This is a genomic window from Sediminicoccus sp. KRV36, from assembly GCF_023243115.1.
GTDB lineage: Bacteria > Pseudomonadota > Alphaproteobacteria > Acetobacterales > Acetobacteraceae > Roseococcus.
Genome location: NZ_CP085081.1, coordinates 614762 through 633558, shown reverse-complemented (window position 1 = coordinate 633558; position 18797 = coordinate 614762). Strand labels below are relative to the sequence as shown.

The following is an 18797-nucleotide window of genomic DNA, read 5'->3' as shown; positions in this document are numbered from 1 at the left end:
TTACATTATGGCGAAACCGCCCGGCGCAAGAAAGCACCGGACGGTTTCTCCGTTCAAGTCACCTGCGGAATGCAGATTCAGTCGTTGTAGCTCCGGCGGGGGCCACGGTCCCCGCGGCCTTCACGGCGCGGACGCTCCTCGCCACCCTCGCCGCCTTCGCCGCGCGGGCTGGGACGGCGCTCGCCCACCTGTTCGGTGATGTCCGCACCCGTCGCCTGGTCCACCACGCGCATGGAGAGCTTCACCTTGCCGCGATCATCGAAGCCGATGACCTTGACCTTCACGGCATCGCCTTCCTTGACGATGTCGCTGGTGCGGTTCACGCGCTCATTGGCGAGTTCGCTGATGTGCACCAGGCCATCCTTGGCGCCCAGGAAGTTCACGAAGGCGCCGAATTCGGCGGTCTTCACGACCTTGCCATTGTAGATGGCGCCGATCTCGGCCTCGGCCGTGATGCCCTTGATGCGGTCAATGGCGGCCTGGGTCGCTTCCGGATTGCTGGAGGCGATCTTGATGGTGCCGTCATCCTCGATGTCGATCTTGGTGCCGGTCTGCTCGACGATCTCGCGGATCACCTTGCCGCCCGTGCCGATCACGTCACGGATCTTGTCCTTCGGCACCTGGATCACGGTGATGCGCGGCGCGGTCGCCGCCATCTCGCCGCGGGCGCCGGTGATGGCCTTGGCCATCTCGCCCAGGATGTGGAAGCGGCCATCCTTGGCCTGATCCAGCGCGGTGCGCATGATGTCGAAGGTGATGGAGGTGATCTTGATGTCCATCTGGAGGGCCGTGATGCCCGCCTCCGTCCCGGCCACCTTGAAATCCATGTCGCCGAGGTGATCCTCGTCGCCCAGGATGTCGCTGAGCACCGCGAAGCCGCGATCCTCCTTGATCAGGCCCATGGCAATGCCGGCCACCGGGCGGATCAGCGGGCAGCCGCTATCCATCAGCGCAAGCGAGGTGCCGCAGACGGTCGCCATCGAGGAGGAGCCGTTGCTCTCCGTGATCTCGGAGACGACGCGCATGGTGTACGGGAACTTGTCCTTCTCCGGCAGCACCGGGTGGATCGCGCGCCAGGCAAGCTTGCCATGGCCCACTTCACGACGACCGGGCGAACCCATGCGGCCCGTCTCGTTCACCGAGTAGGGAGGGAAGTTGTAGTGCAGCATGAAGTTCTCGCGGTATTCGCCCGCGAGAGCGTCAATGATCTGCTCATCCTGGCCGGTGCCGAGGGTCGCGACGCAGAGCGCCTGCGTCTCGCCACGGGTGAACAGCGCCGAACCATGCGCGCGCGGCAGCACGCCGACTTCGGCCAGGATGGAGCGGACGGTCTTGGTGTCACGCCCATCAATGCGCAGGCCGGTGTCGAGGATGGCGTTGCGGACGACATCCGCTTCCAGCTCCTTCATCATGCCCTTGGCGGCCGTGAGGTCGGCGCCTTCGGCTTCCAGCGCGGCCATGACGGTCTTCTTGGCGGCACCCACGGCCTTCTGGCGCGTCAGCTTCTCGGTGATCTTGTAGGCCTCGGCCATGGCGGCCGTGCCAAGCTCGGCGATGCGGGCCTTCAGCGGCGTCTTGGCGGGGTCCTCGATCGCGACATCCCAGGGCTCCTTCGCGGCCACTTCGGCCAGGGCGATGATGCCCTGGATGACGGCCTGGAACTGCTCATGGCCGAATTTCACGGCGCCCAGCATGATGTCTTCCGACAACTCCTGCGCTTCGGATTCCACCATCAGCACGCCCTCGGCCGTGCCGGCGACGACGAGATCGAGCTTGGACAGCTTGCGCTGAGCGGCCGTCGGATTGAGCACATAGCCGCCATCGATCCAGCCCACGCGCGCGGCGCCCACCGGGCCGAAGAACGGAATGCCGGACAGTGTGAGCGCCGCCGAGCAGCCGACCAGGGCCACGATGTCGGGATCGTTCTCGAGGTCATGGCTCAGCACGGTGGCGATGACCTGCACCTCGTTGCGGAAACCCTCGGGGAAGAGGGGGCGCAGCGGGCGGTCAATCAGGCGGCAGATCAGCGTCTCGCTCTCGGAGGGGCGGCCTTCGCGCTTGAAGAAGCCACCCGGGATCTTGCCGGCCGCGAAGGCCTTTTCCTGGTAATTCACGGTCAGCGGGAAGAAATCCTGGCCGGGCTTCACGCCGCGGGCGCCGACCACGGTGCAGAGCACGATGGTGTCACCCAGGCGGGCCATCACGGCGCCATCGGCCTGGCGGGCGATCTTGCCCGTCTCCAGCGTCAGAATCTGGCCGCCCCAGGAGATATCCTTGCGGAAATAGTTGTCGAACATGCGTCATCCTTCTGGCCCCCGGCTGGGGGCGGGCTTCTTGCCCCGCATCGGTGCGGGGACTGGTATTCGCGACGCGGCAGGATGACAGTCCGACCACCGGGGCACCCTGGGAAGGGAGGCTTCCGGCGTCTCGGGCAACATGGGGGCCGGGGGTCTGCACCCCGCGGCGAAGCCATGTGGCCGGAAACGCCGCCAGACCCATCATCCGATCAGGAAGGCTCGGAGGCTCTGACAACCCGCCGCAAGCGCAAGCGGTTTGCGCCGCTCCGGGCAGGCCCGGAACGGCTCGGGCGCTTATGGACCGGAAACGCCCGGAGCGCCAGTCCGATTATCCCCAGATCCGCCCCAGCACGGGCACGCCTTGAAGCTGGTGGCGGACCGCCAGGCCGGCATGCGCCGCGGCCAGCACGATCAGGCTCCAGGCAGCGACCTGGTGGGTGGGGCGCAGCCAGGCATAGAGCGCCGGGTTGGGGTCCAGCAGATGCGGCACGGGAATGACGAGGAACAAGGTCGTCGGCACCGGCCCCGCCGCCGCCTGGGCCGTCAGATAGCCCAGCAGCGGCACCAGCAGCAGCAGGCCATACAGCACCGCCTGCCCCAGCCGTGCCGCCCGCCGCATCCGCGGGCCAAGCCCGGCAAGCTCCGGCGCGCGGCGCCAGAGCCGGAAGCCCAGCCGCGCCAGGGTGACGATCAGCACCAGCAGTCCGAAGCTCTTGTGCAGCTGATAGGCCAGGAATTTCGCCAGCAGCTGCGACATGGGCAGCGCCACCATGGCGAGCGAGAGCAGCAGCGTCAGTACCACCAGCACAGCGCCCCAGGCATGCAGGCGCCTTTGCACGCGGGACCAGCGCTCCGGCGTGGCGCTCACACCGCGATCCGCACATCCACGCTGAGCTGGATCGCGTCCGAGATCAGCGTGCGATCCGCCACCATGCCGAATTCGCCGCGCCGCATCTCACCCTCGGCCTGGAATCGCGCGACGGCGCCCTGGCGCTCGATGAGGCGGGCCGTCATGCGGAAGGGCCGGGTGACGCCACGCACGGCCAACTGCCCGGCGATGGGAAAGCCGCCGGCCTCGGTCAGCCCATTCGCCTGGCCCGAGAACCGGGCGGTCGGGTGGCGGGCCACGTCGAAATAAGGCTCGGAGCGCAGCAGGTCGGTGGCGCCGGGGAAGGGAATGCTGACCTCCGCCGTCTCGACCACGCATTCAACGGAGGCGTTTTGCGGGTTGGCCGGATCAATCAGCAGCGTCGCCTGAAACCGCTCGAACAGCCCCTGGGAGGTGAACAGGCCGAGATGGCGGGCGGAAAAGCCGATGCGGCCGAGGCTCTGATCAAAGACATAGCGTGTGCGTTCCTGCCCCCGCGCTGGCAGCGCAGGCAGGACGGCAAGGCAGAGGAGGGCGCGACGAGCAGGCACGCTCTGGATATGGGGCGGAGCCGCCCGGCCGGAAGGGCCGTTACAGATCGTCTTGAAGCGTCGGGGCCTGGCGAAGGCCGGCCCTGAAGGGCCGGCCCCGCAAGACCGGTTTCAGCGACGCAGGCCGAGCTTGGCGATCAGCGCGTCGTAACGCGCCTTGTCCTTGCGCTTCACATAATCCAGCAGACCACGGCGCTGGCCCACCATCACCAGCAGGCCACGGCGCGAATGGAAATCCTTCGCGTGGGTCTTCAGGTGTTCGGTGAGGTTGGAAATCCGCTCGGAGAGGATGGCAACCTGGACTTCGGGGCTGCCGGTATCGCCGGGCTTGGTCGCGTGTTCGAGAATGAGCGCCGCGCGGCGCTCAGCGGTGATCGACATCGGGAGATCCCTTCAAGGTTGGAGAAAAGAACCGGTTCTTCGGATCCAGCCCCGGCATCAGCCGGGCGCCATCAACCGCTCGGGCCGCAACATCCCCTCTTCGAGACGGCACAGGCCCACGAACCGCTCCCCTGCCATCGCGCGGACCAGGCCCCCATCGGGGCTGGCCTCGGACGGAACCCGGCCCATGAGTTCCACCAGGCTGATGGCCTGGCCGAAATTCAGGCGGGCGGCCTCCGCTTCCGTGACGGCCAGAGCCGGGATGTCGGCCAGCGCGGTCGTCAAGGGGAGCAAAAGGTCCAGTGAAGGAGGCGGGGTATCGGCTGTTACGACGATCTTGTCCAGGGGAACGGCATGCGCCTCGGTGAAGGGACCCACGCGCAGGCGGCGGAGGGCGGCGATATGGCCCACCGTGCCCAGCGCCCGGGCGAGATCCCGCGCGAGCGAGCGCATATAAACGCCCTTGCCGGATTGCACCTCGAAAATGGCGGAATCGGCGTCCGGCCGGGCGATGAGTTCGAAGCGGTCCACCCGGGCGGGGCGGGCCTCCAGCTGCACCACCTGGCCATCGCGCGCCAGATCATAGGCGCGCTCGCCATTCACCTTGATGGCGGAATAGACCGGCGGGACCTGCATGATGTCGCCGGTGAAGGGGGGCAGGGCCGCGCGGATCTGCTCGTCGCTGGGCCGCACATCGCTCGTCTCGATCACGGCGCCGTCGGAATCATCGCTGTCGCGCGCTTCGCCAAAGGCCAGGGTGAAATGATAGACCTTGGTGCCATCCATCACATAGGGCACGGTTTTGGTGGCATGGCCGAAGGCGATGGGCAGCAGGCCGGTCGCCAGCGGGTCGAGCGTGCCGCCATGGCCGGCCTTCTGCGCGTCATAGGCGCGCTTCACCCGGTTCACGACATCCGTGCTGCCGATGCCCGTGGGCTTGTCAATGATAAGCCAGCCATCAATCGGGCGGCCTTTGGGTTTTCTCTGGTGACGGGGCATCAAATCCTACGGTGCGAAGCGAGCGCGCGTTCTGCGGGGGTTTGGTGGCGGCGGGAAGCTCTCTGGGCGCAATCCTGATGCGCCCGGCTCACTCGCCCGTGTCATCCTTGGCCAGGTCCTGCGCCACCTTGGGCTGGCGCATCAGCACATCGATCTTCATGGCGTAATCCAGCGCGCTGTCGGGCTGGAAATGCAGGTCGGGCGCGAATTTCAGCCGGACATTCTTCGCCACCTGGCCGCGCAGGAAGGCGCTGGCCCGCCGGAGTGCGGCGAATTGCTCCGGCGGCACATCCTTGCCCAGGCCACTGATGAAGGCCGTCATGTGCCGCAGATCAGGGCTGGCGCGCACCTCGGTCACGGTGATGCGGGCATTGGCGAGGTCCGGGTCGCGGAAATCACCGCGCTCGAAAATGGCGGCCAGCGCGTGGCGCACTTCCTCGGCCACGCGAAGCTGGCGCTGGCTCGGCGCGCCGGGATTGTCTTGGTGGCGCTTGGCCATCTCTCATGTCTCTCGAAAAGCAAAAGGCGCGGCGGGCTGCCCCACCGCGCCCCAAATCAGACGGCCCGATCTTCAGGCCGCAGCGACGGTCTCGGTCTCGAAGCACTCGATCTGGTCACCCACGCGGATGTCATCGTAGTTCTTGAAGCCCATGCCGCATTCGTAGCCGTTGATCACTTCCTTCACGTCATCCTTGAAGCGGCGCAGCGTGCTGAGCTCGCCCTCATGGATGACAATGCCCTCGCGCAGCAGGCGCACGCCACAGCCGCGCTTCACGACCCCCTCGGTCACGCGGCAACCGGCGACATTGCCCAGGCGCTTGACCTCGAAGACCTGCAGGATCTGCGCGTAGCCGATGAAGCTCTCGCGCTGGACGGGGGCGAGGCGCGACTTGAAGATCGCCTCGATATCGTCCGACACCTGGTAGATGATCGAGTAGTAGCGGATATCCACGCCATCGCGCTGCGCCATTTCGCGCGCCTGACTGGTGGCGCGGACGTTGAAGGCCACCACCACCGCATTGGACGCCTTGGCGAGCTGGATGTCGCTCTCCGTGATCTGGCCCACGGCCGAGTGCAGTACGCGGATGCGCACCTCCTCATTGCCGAGCTTGCCGAGTGTCACGTTGATCGCCTCGGCCGAGCCCTGCACATCGGCCTTCACGACGACGGCCACTTCCTTCTGCTCGCCCGCCTGGATGCGCGCCAGCATGTCGTTCAGCGTGCCACGGCCAGCACCCAGAGCAGCGGCAACCTTGTCACGCGCCCGGCGCTGACGGAATTCGCTGACTTCGCGCGCCTGGGTTTCGCTCTCGACGACGACGAAATTCTCGCCGGCAGAGGGAACGCCCGAAAGGCCCAGGATTTCGACCGGAACCGAAGGCCCGGCCGTCTTCACCGGCTTGCCGAGATTATCCACCAGCGCGCGTGCGCGGCCCCATTCGGCGCCGGCCACCACGATATCGCCCTGCTTCAGCGTGCCCTTCTGGACCAGCACCGTCGCCACCGGGCCACGGCCGCGGTCCAGCTTGCTCTCGATCACGGTGCCTTCGCCGGGGCGTTCCGGATTGGCGCGCAGATCCAGGATTTCCGCCTGGAGCTGGATGGCTTCCAGCAGCTTGTCCAGATTCGTGCCCTTGGTGGCCGAGACCTGGATTTCCTGCGTCTCGCCGCCCAGGCTTTCCACCACGATCTCGTGCTGCAGCAATTCCTGCCGCACGCGGTCAAGGTTGATGCCCGGCTTGTCGATCTTGTTCACGGCCACGATCAGCGGAACATCCGCCGCGCGGGCATGCTTGATGGCCTCGATGGTCTGCGGCATCACGCCGTCATCGGCCGCGACCACCAGGACCACCATGTCGGTGACGCCGGCGCCGCGGGCGCGCATGGCCGTGAAGGCCTCGTGGCCGGGCGTGTCGATGAAGGTGACGCGGCCCTGCGCCGTCTCGACCTGATAGGCGCCGATATGCTGGGTGATGCCACCCGCCTCGCGCGCCGCCACATCGGTCTTGCGCAGCGCGTCCAGCAGCGACGTCTTGCCGTGGTCCACATGGCCCATGATGGTGACGACGGGCGGGCGCGGCAGCAGCGCCTCCTCCTCATCCACCATGCCTTCGAGGCCGAGCTCCACGTCATCCTCGGCCACGCGCTTCACCCGATGGCCGAATTCCTGGGCGACCAGCTCGGCCGTGTCGGCGTCAATGGACTGCGTCAGTGTCGCCATCACGCCCATGCGGAACAGCGCCTTCACCACCTCGCCGCCACGGGCGGCCATGCGGTTGGCGAGTTCCTGGACCGAGATGGTCTCAGGAATGATGACGTCACGCACCACGCGCTCCTGCCCGGCGCGGAGCCGGACAAGTTCGGCCTGGCGGCGCTCACGCTCACGGGCGCGGCGGACCGAAGCCATCGAGCGGCTGCGCTCATCCTCGCCGTCCATGGCGGCGGCGACGTCAATGCGGCCTTCGCGGCGGCCAATGGCCAGCGGGGCCTTCTTCACGGGCGCCGGCATCGGGCGCTTCACCCCACCGGGCGAGGTGCCGCCACCGGGGCGGCGGGCCGGACCACGGCGATCATCTTCTTCCTCGCCACGGGCGCGCGGGTTCAGCGAAAGCTTGGCCGAGGGGCCCGAGGGCGGCGGGTTGGAGGGGCGCACGGCCGGGCCGGCAACGGCGCGGGCGGCCAGCGGGGTAACGCGCGGCGCCGCCGGGCGAGCGGGCTCGGCCTCGGCATCCACGGGTGCGGCAGGGGCGGCCGGAGCGGCGGCGGCGGGCACAGGCGCGGCGGAAGCGCCTGCCGCTTCGGCGTCACGGGCGGCCTGGCGGGCCTGGCCTGCGGCGGCGCGGGCAGCCGCTTCATCTTCCTCGCGCTGACGCGCTTCCTCCTCGGCGCGGCGGGCCGCTTCCTCGGCGGCGCTGCGCACCATGAGAGCCTGCTGCTCGCGCTGCTCGCGCTCGCGGGCGGCTTCGACGCGGCGCTGCTCTTCCAGGACGCGCTGGCGCGTGGCGAGTTCAGCCGCGGTGAGCGGACGACCGGAGGGTGCCGTGGGCGGGCGCGGCGGGGCCGGGCGCGGTGCGCCAGGGGCCGGGGCGGGTGCCGCAGCCTGGCCCGGCCCACCTGCGGGGCGGGCCGCGCCGGGGCGTGCGGGGGCCACGGGGGCGCGCAGCGTCGTTGTCGGAGCACCCGTGCCGGGCGCGCGTTTCTTCACGACCTCGACCTGGACGACCTTGCTGCGGCCATGGCTGAAGCTCTGGCGGACGCTGCCTGCATCCACCGTCTTGCCCATTTCCAGCCGGCCTGCCGGGCGGAGACTCAATCGGCTCTTGGCCGCATCCTGTTCGTTTTGGTCGCTCATTCGTCGTTCCGAACTCAATCCTTCACCCTCAAACTGCCACGAAACCGGCCAAACGCGCCGTTTCCGCCTGCAGCGAGGAAACCATCCGACCTGGGGAAACCGCCACGTGAACCGCGCGCTCCCGCCCAAAAACACCACCCAACTCCGCGGCCGTCAGCGGTGTCAGGACTGGAAACTCAAGTCCCTCGGTACGCCCGCCGAGCAATCGGCTTCGTTCAGCCGGGCTGCCATCCGAAGCCTGGATCAGCAGCGCCACCTTGTCGTGACGGAGCCAGTCCAGAACCGCCTCCCGCCCGGCCACCGCCTCACCGCTGCGCCTGGCAAAGCCCAGAAAATCCAGCACGCGCTGGCGCAAGGCCGAAACAATGAGCGCGCCAAGATCGCCCGGGACTCCGACGGAGCCTCGCGCTGCCTTGGCGAAGGCGCCCTGCTTCAGCGCTTTGCGCAATACGTCATCCCGCGCAACCAACCATAGTCCTCTGCCCGGCAGGCGTCCACCCGGATCAGGCACCAGCTCACGCATGGGGCCGATGACGAAACGGATCATCTGCTCCTTGGGGAGCGTCTGCCGCGTGACAATGCAGCGCCGCAACGGCCCGCGCTCGCGCGCGATTGCATCGTCCGGCAGGACGTGGGCGGACGCGCCGTGTGTGGTTTCAGCCTGGGGCAGCGGCGGCTTCCCCTTCTTCGTCGAACCAATGGGCGCGGGCGGCCATGATGACGGCATTGGCCGTCTCCTCATCCATCGCATCCGCGCCGAGGATCTCGATCAGCTCATCCGCGGCCAGGTCCGCCAGGTCATCCAGCGTCTTCACGCCCGCTTCGCCCAGGGTCACCATCATGGCCGAGGTGAAGGTGCCGATCTCGGCAATGGAATCCTCGACGCCCAGCTCCACGCGGCGGGTTTCGAATTCGGCGTCCTTGGCCTCCAGGAAGGCCATGCCGCGGCGCTTCAGCTCGGCCGCGATGGCCTCGTCGAAGCCTTCGATGCCGGCGAGTTCCTCATCATCCACATCGATGATTTCCTCGATGGTGGAATAGCCCTCGGTCACCAGCAGGCCGGCGATCATGTCATCCACGTCGAGCGCTTCGACAAACAGGCCGCTGCGCTTGTTGAAATCCACCTGGCGGCGCTCGCTTTCGCCAGCTTCGGTCATGATATCAATGTCATAGCGGGTCAGCTGCGACGCGAGGCGCACATTCTGCCCACGCCGGCCGATGGCCAGCGAGAGCTGCTCATCGGGCACCACCACTTCGACGCGCTTGCTCTCGTCATCCAGCAGCACCTTGGCCACTTCAGCCGGCGCCATGGCGTTGACGATGAAGGTCGCGATGTCCGAGCTCCAGGGGATGATGTCGATCTTCTCGCCCTGCAACTCCGCCACCACGGCCTGCACGCGGCTGCCGCGCATGCCGACGCAGGCACCGACCGGGTCAATGCTCGAATCGCGGCTGATCACGGCCATCTTGGCGCGTGAGCCAGGGTCCCGCGCCACGGCCTTGATCTCGATGATGCCGTCATAGATCTCGGGCACTTCCTGCGCGAAGAGCTTGGCCAGGAAGCCCGGATGCGTGCGGGACAGGAAAATCTGCGGGCCGCGCGGCTCCTCGCGCACGTCGTAGATATAGGCGCGCACGCGGTCGCCATTCTTGAAGGCTTCGCGCGGGATGGTCTCGTCGCGGCGCAGCAGCGCCTCGGCGCGGCCGAGATCCACCATGAGGTTGCCGTATTCGGTGCGCTTGACGGTCCCGTTGATGATCTCGCCCACGCGGTCCTTGTATTCGTCGAACTGCTTCTTGCGCTCCACCTCGCGCACGCGCTGCACGATCACCTGCTTGGCGGTCTGCGCGGCGATGCGGCCGAAATCGATCGGCGGCAGCGGGTCCACGATGAACTCACCCACGGTGATGCCGGGCTTCACCTTCACGGCGATGCGCAGCGGCATCTGGGTGTCTTCGTTTTCGACCGGCTCCTGCTCGACCACCTCGGTCCAGCGGCTCAGCCGGACTTCGCCGTTCTTGCGGTCAATCGTCGCGCGGATGTCTTTCTCGAGGCCGTATTTCTGCTTGCCGGCCTTGCCCATGGCGAGTTCCATCGCCTCGAGCACTTCTTCCTTCTCGATCATCTTTTCGCGGGCGACGGCTTCGGCCACCTGCAGGAATTCCGGGCGGGGGATCGCAACATCCATGGCCATGGTTCAGTTCCCTTGTTCCGCCGCGGTGGCGGCATCGGTTTGCGCCGCTGTCGCGGCCTTGATCTGCGCCGCGGTGGCGGCGATGAGTTCATCGGTCAGGACAAGCTTCGCGCGGCGCATCTGGTCGCGCGGGAGTGAGATTTCGGGGCCTTCATCCAGGCGAAGGCGGCCCTGCTCGGCATCGGCCCCCAGCACGATGCCGCGGAAGCGCTTGCGGCCCTCGATCGGGATCAGCATCTCCACCTGCGCCACATGGCCGGCATAGAGGTTCCAGTCCTTCGCCCGGGTCAGCGGGCGGTCAATCCCGGGGGAGGAGACTTCGAGCATCCATTCCGCCTTGATCGGGTCCGCGACATCGAGGACGGCGCCGACGGCGTGGCTGATCTCGGTACAATCCTCGACCGTGAAGGCCGCGCCATCGGCACGGTCCGCCATGATCTGCACGGTCGGCTTTTCCTTGCCGCTGATCTGCACGCGCACGAGCTCGTAGCCCATATGCTCGATGGTGGGGGCCACCAGATCGGCGATGCGGGCGTCAAGCCCTTCGTGGCGGGGTCTCTCGATGGTCAAATGCCAAAAGGGCGGCCCCGGAAGGCCACCCACCTCTGATGAAGTTGGTTTGGAAGACCCGTGTTATGGCGCGTCCAGGGGCTGGATGCAAGATGCGCCGCATCTTGAGCCGGCCTGGCAACCGCGCATCAGGCCACGGCGAGTCTGCCGCTGCCGCGAGTTCCACCCGCGCGCGGCTACGCCTTCGGCAGACGCAATCCGTCGTTGGCGCGCGGCTACGCCTTCGGCAGCCGCACGACGAACCGCGCACCCAGCACCTTCCCCTCCGCATCACGGCGGTTCTCGGCGCTGATCCGCCCGCGCAGTCCCTCGATGATCTGCTTGGAGATCGAAAGCCCCAGGCCCGAATGCTGCCCGAAGCGCTCGCCACGCGGCCGTTCGGAATAGAAGCGATCGAAAATCCCCTCCAGCTTCGCATCCGGGATGCCGGGGCCTTCATCCTCGACGATGAGTTCCACCTCCGCCCCCGCCTCGCGCGCGCGCAGCCACACATGGCTCGGCTGGGGGCCGTGATCCGGGCTGAAGGAGACGGCATTCCCCAACAGGTTGCGCAGCACCTGCACCAGGCGGTCCTCCACCCCCATCGCGACCAGCTTTTCCGGCGCCTCCAGCTCCATCTCGGGGTCACGCGGCTGCCGCGTCGTGTTGTGCAACTCGACCAGCACGGCGAGGATCGGGCCGATATCCACGGGCTCCGCCACGGCGCGCGAAAGCTCCGCATCCACGCGCGAGCTGTCGGCGATATCGCCGATCAGCCGGTCCATCCGCACCGCGTCATTGGCGATGATGGCCAGCAGGCGCTTCTGCTGCGCCGGGTCTTCCACGCGGCGGAGCGTCTCGATGGCGCTGCGCACGCTGGTGAGTGGGTTCTTCAGCTCATGCGCCACATCGGCGGCGAAGCGTTCATTGGCGTCAATCCGCGCCCAGAGCGCGCGGGCCGCCGCCTGAAGGTCCCGCGCCAGGATGCCGATCTCGTCCTGCCGCTCCAGCAGGCGTTCGGGCACGCTGCCGCTGCGGCCCTTGCCCTGGCGCATCTCGGCCGCCGCACCGGCCAGTTGCAGGATCGGGTTGGCCAGTGTTCGTGCGAGATACAGCGAAACCGCCACCGTCAGGATCAAGGCCAGCACGAAAAGGCCCAGCACACTGGCGCGGATTTCAAACAGCCGCGCATCCACCTCCCGCGCCTCGCGAGTCAGCAGCACGATGCCCACGGCCTGCGCGCCGCGCCGCGCGGGCTCCGCGACACTCACCAGCAGCCGCCCATCCGGCGTGCGGCGGATATAGGGGGTGACCCCGCCCTCCAGCGCCAGGCGCAGCTCCGCCTGGCGTTCGGGCCCGAGATCAGGCTGCCAGTCGAAGCTTTGCGCATCGGGCGTGGTGTCCAGCACCACCGGATTCAGCGCCTGGCGCGGCAGCAGCCCCAGCACGCGCTCATAGAGGCTCGAAACACTGTCCGAGAGCGCGCCGCGCGGGGCCGGCGCGGGCAAGGGCTCGGTCACCACGGCGCCGCCCACCGCCTCCCGCACGCGGCTATCGGCGACGACGAGGCCCGCCGTATCGAACAGGCGGGCCTGGGTGTTGGGCGAGGGTTCCACCAAGCGGCGCAGCAGCGGGCGCGCCACCTCGGGCACCAGCACCGCTCGGTCATCCTGGATGCGCACCGCCGCCTCGGCGATGCCGCCAGCGTAGATGCGCGCCTGGGTGCGCATGGCTTCCACCTCGGCCCCCAGCAAGCCGTTCTGATATTGGTCGAGGTAGAGCAACGCGGCGGCCAAAAGCGCCGGTGGCAGGGCGTTCACCAGCAGGATTCGTCGCAGCAGCGGCGAAACCCATCGCCGGCGGCGATCCGGCTCGGGCTGGCCGTCCTCGGTCTTCAACAGGGGGGCTTCGGCCATGGTCAGAAGCCCGTGATCAGCACGTCGAGCGCGCGGGTGATGTCGTCCTGCTGGGCGGCGAGGGAGCCGATGGCAGGGCCAAGTTCGCGCTTGGGGATGGCGCCCAGAAGCTGGGTTGCCATGAGATAGGGCTGACCTTCGATCTCGAAGCGCGGATGCAGGTCCCGGATGGGGCGAGGCAACGCGTCGGGCGGCAGCAGCGGGGCCACCACCCGGGTTTCCAGCCTGTCGAGGAAATCACTCTGGATTTGCAGCAGGTAGCCTGGCGCGCCGCGTGGGCGGCGAAAGAGGTCGAAGCGCGCCACCGGGTCAGAACATGCGATATTCGGCGAGGGGCAGTTCGTTGCTCTCGGTCCAGCGATTCCAGGCCTCGATGGCCTCCGCGTTTTCCGCCAGCCAGCGGCGGGCTCTCTCCGCGCGGATCGCGTCCTGGACGGCCTTGGCGGCAATGGCGGCGGCGTCGAGGCCGAGGGATTTTGCCTCGGCGGCGAAGGGGGCCTGGCTTTCGGCGAGGCCAGAGGGCACCGAAACCTCGGCATCCGGAAAGAAATCGGCAGCGGTTACAGCGCCCTGGGTGGCGCGGGCCAAGGCCTCCATGCGGCCACGCCCACGCGGAACGGCCTGCCCGGTGGCCCATCGCAGCACGGTCGTGTGGGACACGCCCAGCCGCTCGCCAAAGGCCTGGAGGGTCGTGCCGGTCTGTTCCAGATATGCGGCCAGCTTCATGAGCGAAATATGCACATAGCGATTGTGCAAATCAAGCACAACGCCGCAGGAGCCGGGCGCCGGCACTGACCCATGTCACTCAGCGCCCTCCTCGCCGCGCCCAGGCCCCGTAAATCCGCGGGCCCGCCAGTGCCAGCACCGCCACCACCAGGATCGCGAGGCTCCCCGGCCGCGTGACAAACACCATCCAATCCCCCTGGCTGATCGTCAGCGCCTGGCGCAACGCCTGTTCCGCCATGGGGCCCAGGATCATCCCGATCACCACCGGCGCCACCGGGAAATCAAAGCGGCGCATGAACATGCCCAGGATGCCGATGCCATAGAGCAGCAGCAGATCCACGATGGAGTTGGAAATCCCGTAGGTGCCGATAGTCGCAAAGACCAGGATGCCCGCGTAGAGCTGCGGCGTCGGGATTTTCAGGATGCGCACCCAAAGCCCGATCAGCGGCAGGTTCAGCACCACCAGCATCACATTGGCGATGAAGAGCGATGCGATCAGCGTCCAGACCAGGTCGGCCTGCGTCTCGAACAGCAGCGGGCCCGGCTGGATGCCGTAGCTCTGAAAGGCGCTGAGCATGATGGCGGCGGTGGCCGAAGTGGGCAGGCCCAGCGTCAGCATCGGCACCAGGATGCCCGCCGCCGCCGCGTTGTTCGCGGCCTCCGGCCCGGCCACGCCCTCGATGGCACCGGTCGTGCCGAATTCATGCGCGTGTTCGGGCGCCACCAGTTTCCGCTCGGCGTAATAGCTCAGCATGGTCGGCATTTCCGAGCCGCCGGCCGGCAGGACGCCAAAGGGAAAGCCCAGCGCCGAGCCGCGAATCCAGGGCCAGAAGCTGCGCTTCAGATCGCTCCGGGACAGCATGAGCCGGCCGACCGGCAGCACCTCCGTCTTCCCGCCATGATAGCGCCAGGCCATGTGCAGCGCCTCGGCCACGGCAAAGAGCGCCACGGCCACCAGCACGACATTCACGCCATCGAAGAGTTCCGGCAGGCCAAAGGTCATGCGCGGCTGGCCGGTTTGCAGATCAATCCCGATCAGCCCCAAGGTCAGCCCGAAAGCCAGGCTGGTCAGCCCCCGCAGCGCCGAACCGCCCAACACGGCCGAAATGGTGACGAAGCACAGCACCATCAGCGCGAAATATTCGGCCGGGCCCAGCAGCAGCGCGAAATCCACGACCACCGGGCCAAGGAAGGCGATGCCCAGCGTGCCCACCGTGCCGGCCACGAAGCTGCCCAGGGCGGCGGTGGCCAGTGCGGGCCCCGCGCGCCCGTTGCGCGCCATCTTCGCCCCTTCCAGCGCCGTAATGATGGACCCGCTCTCCCCAGGCGCATTCAGCAGGATGGAGGTGGTGCTGCCGCCATACATGGCGCCATAGAAAATCCCGCAGAACAGGATGAAGGCGCCGGTCGCACTCACCTGGAAGGTGATGGGCAGCAGCAATGCGATGGTCAGCGCGGGGCCGATGCCCGGCAGCACGCCAATCGCCGTGCCAAGAAAGCAGCCGAGCAGCGCCCAGCTCAGATTGGTCAGCGTCAGCGCATGGGAGAAGCCCATGGCCAGCCCGTTGATCGCCTCCATCAGAGGACCTCCTGCCCGAGCAGGCGCAGGATCACGCCCTCCAGCAGCCCCGCGCCGATATTGACGCCGAGGCCCTGCACGAAAAGAAACCAGACCAGCAAGGTCAGCGGCAGCGCGATCAGCAGGTCCCGCGCCATGGAGCGGCTGCCAAAGGCCGCCGCCACCAGCACGAACTGCACCGAGGCCGCGATGGAAAACCCGGCCGGCCCGATCAACAGCAGATTGGCCAGGAGCCCCGCGCCGAGCAGCCCCAGCGCGCGCAGATTGGGCGGCCCGGCCTCCGCCACCTCGGCCACGCTGGCCGACCATCCGCCCCGCAGCGCCGCAAGCACCAGCAACCCGCCCAGCAGGGTCATGGCACCCGCCACCACATAGGGCACCGCCTTGGGACCGACCTGGGCATAGAGCGGCGAGACGGGGATGGCCGCCGCCTGCCAGAAACCCACCAGGCCGAAGCCCAGCACGAAAAGCCCGGCCAAAAGGTCGGGCACCGGAATCCGGGATGTCATGGCGCCTCGCATTTCCTCACCGCGGCAGTCTTGGCGTTTTCATGCGATCCGTCACCTGTCTTGCGCGTGGCAAGCGCGTCATCCGCGGCAGGCTTGGCGCCGGGGGCGGCCCGCGTGCAGATTGGCGCATGGCATCGGACGCGATCATCGGGCTGTATCAGCGGCATGCGCTGGCTTTCGACGCGGCGCGCGGCCGGCAGTTGTTCGAGCGCGGCTGGCTGGATCGCTTCGCCGCCTGGCTGCCGCCGGGTGGCGCCGTGCTCGATCTCGGCTGCGGCATGGCCGAGCCCATCGCTGCCCACCTCATCGGGCGCGGCTTTCGCGTGACGGGGGTGGACACTTCGCCCCAGTTGCTGGGCCTGGCCCGCACGCGTTTCCCGGAGCAGAGCTGGCATCTGGGCGATATGCGGCATCTGGCCCTGGCACAGCGCTTTGAGGGCATCCTCGCCTGGAACAGCTTCTTTCACCTGGACCAGGCGGATCAGCCGGAGATGTTTGCCGTCTTTGCCCGGCACGCAGCACCCGGCGCCGCGCTGCTGTTCACCTCAGGCCCCGAGGCAGGCGTGGCCATGGGGGAATTCGAGGGCGAGCCCCTGTTCCATGCCAGCCTCAGCCCCGGCGAATACCGCGCCCTGCTGGCGCGGCATGGCTTCGAGGTGGTGGCCCACCGCGCCGAGGATCCGGAATGCGGCGGCCACACCATCTGGCTGGCCCGCCGCGCCGGGGCGGATCAGCCGGCCAGCACGGGATAATCCGTGTAGCCCTTGGCGCCACCGCCGTAGAAGCTGTCCTTGTCCGGTGTGTTCAGCGCCGCCCCTGTCGCAAGCCGCGCCGGCAGGTCCGGGTTGGCCAGGAACGGCACGCCAAACGCCACCAGATCAGCCAGGCCCGAGGCGATATCGGCATCGGCCCGCGCCCGGTCATAGCCGCCATTCAGGATCAGCGTGCCCTTGTAATGCGCGCGGATCAGGGCCGGCACGTCAAAGCCCGGGCTGGTGTTGAAGATGTGCAGGTAAGCGAGGTTCCGCTTCGCCAGCTCCGCCGCCACATAGGCATAGGTCGCGGGCGCATCGGGGTCATGGATGTCGTTGAAGACGCCGCCGGGCGAGAGCCGCACACCCACCCGACCAGCGCCGATGGCCGCCACCGCGGAATCCACCGCCCCCAGCAGGAAGCGGGCGCGGTTTTCCACGGTGCCACCCCATGCATCGCTGCGCTGGTTGACATTGGGCGCCAGGAACTGGCCCGGCAGATAGCCATTGGCGCCATGCACCTCCACACCATCCAGCCCGGCTTCCCGCGCGAGCGTCGCCGCACGGCCATAGGTGGCGATCAGGGCGGGGATTTCCGAAGCCTCGAGCGCACGCGGCTTGCCATGCGGCTTCATCCCCGCATGGGTATAGATCTCGCCAGGTGCGGCGATGGCCGAGGCCGAGACCGGCTGCGCGCCATCCAGGAAGTCGGGGTGCGAGATGCGGCCGGTGTGCATGAGCTGCACGAAGACATGCCCGCCCTTGGCATGCACGGCGCTCGCCACCTGGCGCCAGCCCTCGACCTGAGCGTGGTTGTAGAGGCCGGGGATGTCGATGTAGCCGCGGCCCGAGGCATCGGGCGTGGTGCCCTCGGTGACGATCAGGCCGGCGGTGGCGCGTTGGGCATAATACTCGGCATTCAGCGCGTTCGGGGTCTGGCCGGGCGTGCGGTTGCGCGTCATCGGCGCCATGACCACGCGGTTGGGCAGGTTCAGCGCGCCGAGGGTGACCGGGGAAAACAGGGACATGGTGGGAAATCTCCGTGGCATGGGGCGGAACATGCCGCCCCCTTGCAACGGAAGATGGGTACAAGAGGTTGCCGGGGGAAATCAGCGCTGGTGATGACGCTCATTCACCCCCGGTCATCGCCACTGGGGACCTTTACCCCGCCAAACCCAGTTCCTTCAGCACCGTCTCGGTCGCGGCCACATCCGCGGCCAGGAAGCGCTCGAAATCCGCACCGGCGAGAAAGGCATTGTCCCAGCCGCGGGTGGCGAGCAATTCGCGCCAGGCCGGCAGGGCATTCACCTCGGTGATCAGAGCCGTCAGGGCCGCGCGCTGGTTCGCGTTGATGCCGGGCGCACCGAAGACGCCCCGCCAATTGGCCGTCACCACATCCACGCCCGATTCCTTCAGCGTCGGGACGGCGGGGTCGCTGCGCGTTTCGCCGGTGGTGGCCAGGGCCCGCATCCGGCCGGAGCGGATCTGTTCGGCGAATTCGGAATAGCCGGAGATGCCCGCCCTCACCTGGGCGCCGAGGATGGCCGCCTGGGCCGGACCGCCGCCGGCGAAGGCCACGTAGCTCGCCTCCCGCGCATTGCGTCCCAAGGCCTTGAGGATGAGCCCGAGGGTGATGTGGTCCGTCCCGCCCGCGCTGCCGCCCGCCACGGAAGTGCCGCCCGGATTGGCCCGGAAGGCCGCCAGCAGCCCCGCAATATCCTGGATGTCGGATTGCGCGGGTACCACCACGACGCCCACCTCCTGCGTCATCCGCGCGATCGGCGTCACATTGCTCATCCCGATCGGCGATCGGTTGGTGAGCACGGCACCCACCATGACGGAACCCGCGACCATCAGGGCATCCGGCCGCCCGCGCCGCTGGGAGACGAAGCGCGGCAGGCCGACGATGCCGCCGGCACCGCCCACATTCTCGAATTGGAAATTGGCGACCAGCCCGGCCTGGCGGGCCACCTGCTCGATCGCGCGGCCCAGCCCGTCCCATCCCCCGCCAGGGCCGGCGGGGATGAACATGCTGATGTTGTTGAAACGGGCCGGCGATTGGGCCATGGCCCTGCTGGCCAGCAGCGGCGCGAAGCCGGCCGCGGCCAGGAGCATCCGGCGTT

At 68.1% G+C, this 18797-nt stretch carries 18 protein-coding genes; 1 reads left to right on the top strand and 17 read right to left on the bottom strand.

Features of this window, described 5'->3' with window-relative positions:
- Positions 1-77 precede the first annotated feature (77 nt).
- From pnp to LHU95_RS02945, 15 genes are all read right to left on the bottom strand, one after another.
- The gene (gene pnp / locus LHU95_RS03015) at positions 78-2297 is read right to left on the bottom strand and encodes a polyribonucleotide nucleotidyltransferase (protein WP_248709901.1); all 2220 of its coding nucleotides are present in this window, start codon (positions 2295-2297) and stop codon (positions 78-80) included.
- Between the two features lie 328 nt (positions 2298-2625).
- Positions 2626-3165 (bottom strand): cytochrome b/b6 domain-containing protein, encoded by a 540-nt coding sequence (locus LHU95_RS03010; protein ID WP_248709900.1) that lies wholly within the window; start codon positions 3163-3165, stop codon positions 2626-2628.
- Positions 3162-3716 (bottom strand): YceI family protein, encoded by a 555-nt coding sequence (locus LHU95_RS03005; protein WP_248709899.1) that lies wholly within the window; start codon positions 3714-3716, stop codon positions 3162-3164. The genes LHU95_RS03010 and LHU95_RS03005 overlap by 4 nt, the downstream gene beginning before the upstream one ends.
- Positions 3717-3827: 111 nt before the next feature.
- On the bottom strand, positions 3828-4097 hold the full coding sequence (rpsO, locus tag LHU95_RS03000; RefSeq protein WP_248709898.1) for a 30S ribosomal protein S15: 270 nt from the start codon (positions 4095-4097) through the stop codon (positions 3828-3830).
- A 57-nt stretch (positions 4098-4154) separates the two neighbouring features.
- Positions 4155-5096 (bottom strand): tRNA pseudouridine(55) synthase TruB, encoded by a 942-nt coding sequence (truB, locus tag LHU95_RS02995; RefSeq protein ID WP_248709897.1) that lies wholly within the window; start codon positions 5094-5096, stop codon positions 4155-4157.
- Between the two features lie 88 nt (positions 5097-5184).
- Entirely contained in the window at positions 5185-5595 is a 411-nt protein-coding gene (gene rbfA, locus LHU95_RS02990; protein ID WP_248709896.1) for a 30S ribosome-binding factor RbfA, read from the bottom strand.
- A gap of 72 nt (positions 5596-5667) precedes the next feature.
- The gene (infB, locus tag LHU95_RS02985; protein WP_248709895.1) at positions 5668-8448 is read right to left on the bottom strand and encodes a translation initiation factor IF-2; all 2781 of its coding nucleotides are present in this window, start codon (positions 8446-8448) and stop codon (positions 5668-5670) included.
- A gap of 28 nt (positions 8449-8476) precedes the next feature.
- Entirely contained in the window at positions 8477-9175 is a 699-nt protein-coding gene (locus LHU95_RS02980) for an RNA-binding protein (protein ID WP_248709894.1), read from the bottom strand.
- The gene (nusA, locus tag LHU95_RS02975; protein ID WP_248709893.1) at positions 9105-10643 is read right to left on the bottom strand and encodes a transcription termination factor NusA; all 1539 of its coding nucleotides are present in this window, start codon (positions 10641-10643) and stop codon (positions 9105-9107) included. The genes LHU95_RS02980 and nusA overlap by 71 nt, the downstream gene beginning before the upstream one ends.
- Positions 10644-10646: 3 nt before the next feature.
- The gene (gene rimP, locus LHU95_RS02970; RefSeq protein ID WP_248709892.1) at positions 10647-11213 is read right to left on the bottom strand and encodes a ribosome maturation factor RimP; all 567 of its coding nucleotides are present in this window, start codon (positions 11211-11213) and stop codon (positions 10647-10649) included.
- A 215-nt stretch (positions 11214-11428) separates the two neighbouring features.
- On the bottom strand, positions 11429-13108 hold the full coding sequence (locus LHU95_RS02965) for a stimulus-sensing domain-containing protein (RefSeq protein ID WP_248709891.1): 1680 nt from the start codon (positions 13106-13108) through the stop codon (positions 11429-11431).
- Between the two features lie 2 nt (positions 13109-13110).
- Positions 13111-13413 (bottom strand): CcdB family protein, encoded by a 303-nt coding sequence (locus LHU95_RS02960; protein WP_248709890.1) that lies wholly within the window; start codon positions 13411-13413, stop codon positions 13111-13113.
- Between the two features lie 4 nt (positions 13414-13417).
- The gene (locus LHU95_RS02955; protein WP_248709889.1) at positions 13418-13834 is read right to left on the bottom strand and encodes a type II toxin-antitoxin system CcdA family antitoxin; all 417 of its coding nucleotides are present in this window, start codon (positions 13832-13834) and stop codon (positions 13418-13420) included.
- A 79-nt stretch (positions 13835-13913) separates the two neighbouring features.
- Complete coding sequence (locus LHU95_RS02950; RefSeq protein WP_248709888.1) at positions 13914-15413, bottom strand: tripartite tricarboxylate transporter permease; 1500 nt, start codon at positions 15411-15413, stop codon at positions 13914-13916.
- A complete protein-coding gene (locus LHU95_RS02945) occupies positions 15413-15922 on the bottom strand; it encodes a tripartite tricarboxylate transporter TctB family protein (RefSeq protein WP_248709887.1) in 510 nt (169 codons plus the stop codon). The genes LHU95_RS02950 and LHU95_RS02945 overlap by 1 nt, the downstream gene beginning before the upstream one ends.
- Before the next feature lie 128 nt (positions 15923-16050).
- On the opposite strand from LHU95_RS02945, the gene LHU95_RS02940 reads away from it, so the two are divergent.
- Positions 16051-16674 (top strand): class I SAM-dependent methyltransferase, encoded by a 624-nt coding sequence (locus LHU95_RS02940; RefSeq protein WP_248709886.1) that lies wholly within the window; start codon positions 16051-16053, stop codon positions 16672-16674.
- On the opposite strand, the gene LHU95_RS02935 is transcribed toward LHU95_RS02940, so the two are convergent.
- The gene (locus LHU95_RS02935; protein WP_248709885.1) at positions 16653-17702 is read right to left on the bottom strand and encodes an alkene reductase; all 1050 of its coding nucleotides are present in this window, start codon (positions 17700-17702) and stop codon (positions 16653-16655) included. The two genes, LHU95_RS02940 and LHU95_RS02935, sit on opposite strands and share 22 nt — an antisense overlap.
- Positions 17703-17835: 133 nt before the next feature.
- Entirely contained in the window at positions 17836-18789 is a 954-nt protein-coding gene (locus LHU95_RS02930; RefSeq protein WP_248709884.1) for a tripartite tricarboxylate transporter substrate-binding protein, read from the bottom strand.
- Positions 18790-18797 lie beyond the last annotated feature (8 nt).

Bases quoted from the DNA above. Each gene is read 5' to 3' on its own strand.
- LHU95_RS02955 (WP_248709889.1), bottom strand. From the start codon at position 13,834: ATGAAGCTGGCCGCATATCTGGAACAGACCGGCACGACCCTCCAGGCC.
- LHU95_RS02945 (WP_248709887.1), bottom strand. From the start codon at position 15,922: ATGACATCCCGGATTCCGGTGCCCGACCTTTTGGCCGGGCTTTTCGTG.
- LHU95_RS02940 (WP_248709886.1), top strand. From the start codon at position 16,051: ATGGCATCGGACGCGATCATCGGGCTGTATCAGCGGCATGCGCTGGCT.
- LHU95_RS02930 (WP_248709884.1), bottom strand. From the start codon at position 18,789: ATGCTCCTGGCCGCGGCCGGCTTCGCGCCGCTGCTGGCCAGCAGGGCC.
- LHU95_RS02965 (WP_248709891.1), bottom strand. From the start codon at position 13,108: ATGGCCGAAGCCCCCCTGTTGAAGACCGAGGACGGCCAGCCCGAGCCG.
- rbfA (WP_248709896.1), bottom strand. From the start codon at position 5,595: ATGGCCAAGCGCCACCAAGACAATCCCGGCGCGCCGAGCCAGCGCCAG.
- pnp (WP_248709901.1), bottom strand. From the start codon at position 2,297: ATGTTCGACAACTATTTCCGCAAGGATATCTCCTGGGGCGGCCAGATT.
- infB (WP_248709895.1), bottom strand. From the start codon at position 8,448: ATGAGCGACCAAAACGAACAGGATGCGGCCAAGAGCCGATTGAGTCTC.
- rpsO (WP_248709898.1), bottom strand. From the start codon at position 4,097: ATGTCGATCACCGCTGAGCGCCGCGCGGCGCTCATTCTCGAACACGCG.
- LHU95_RS02980 (WP_248709894.1), bottom strand. From the start codon at position 9,175: ATGCCGTCATCATGGCCGCCCGCGCCCATTGGTTCGACGAAGAAGGGG.
- truB (WP_248709897.1), bottom strand. From the start codon at position 5,096: ATGCCCCGTCACCAGAGAAAACCCAAAGGCCGCCCGATTGATGGCTGG.
- LHU95_RS02950 (WP_248709888.1), bottom strand. From the start codon at position 15,413: ATGGAGGCGATCAACGGGCTGGCCATGGGCTTCTCCCATGCGCTGACG.
- LHU95_RS02935 (WP_248709885.1), bottom strand. From the start codon at position 17,702: ATGTCCCTGTTTTCCCCGGTCACCCTCGGCGCGCTGAACCTGCCCAAC.
- nusA (WP_248709893.1), bottom strand. From the start codon at position 10,643: ATGGCCATGGATGTTGCGATCCCCCGCCCGGAATTCCTGCAGGTGGCC.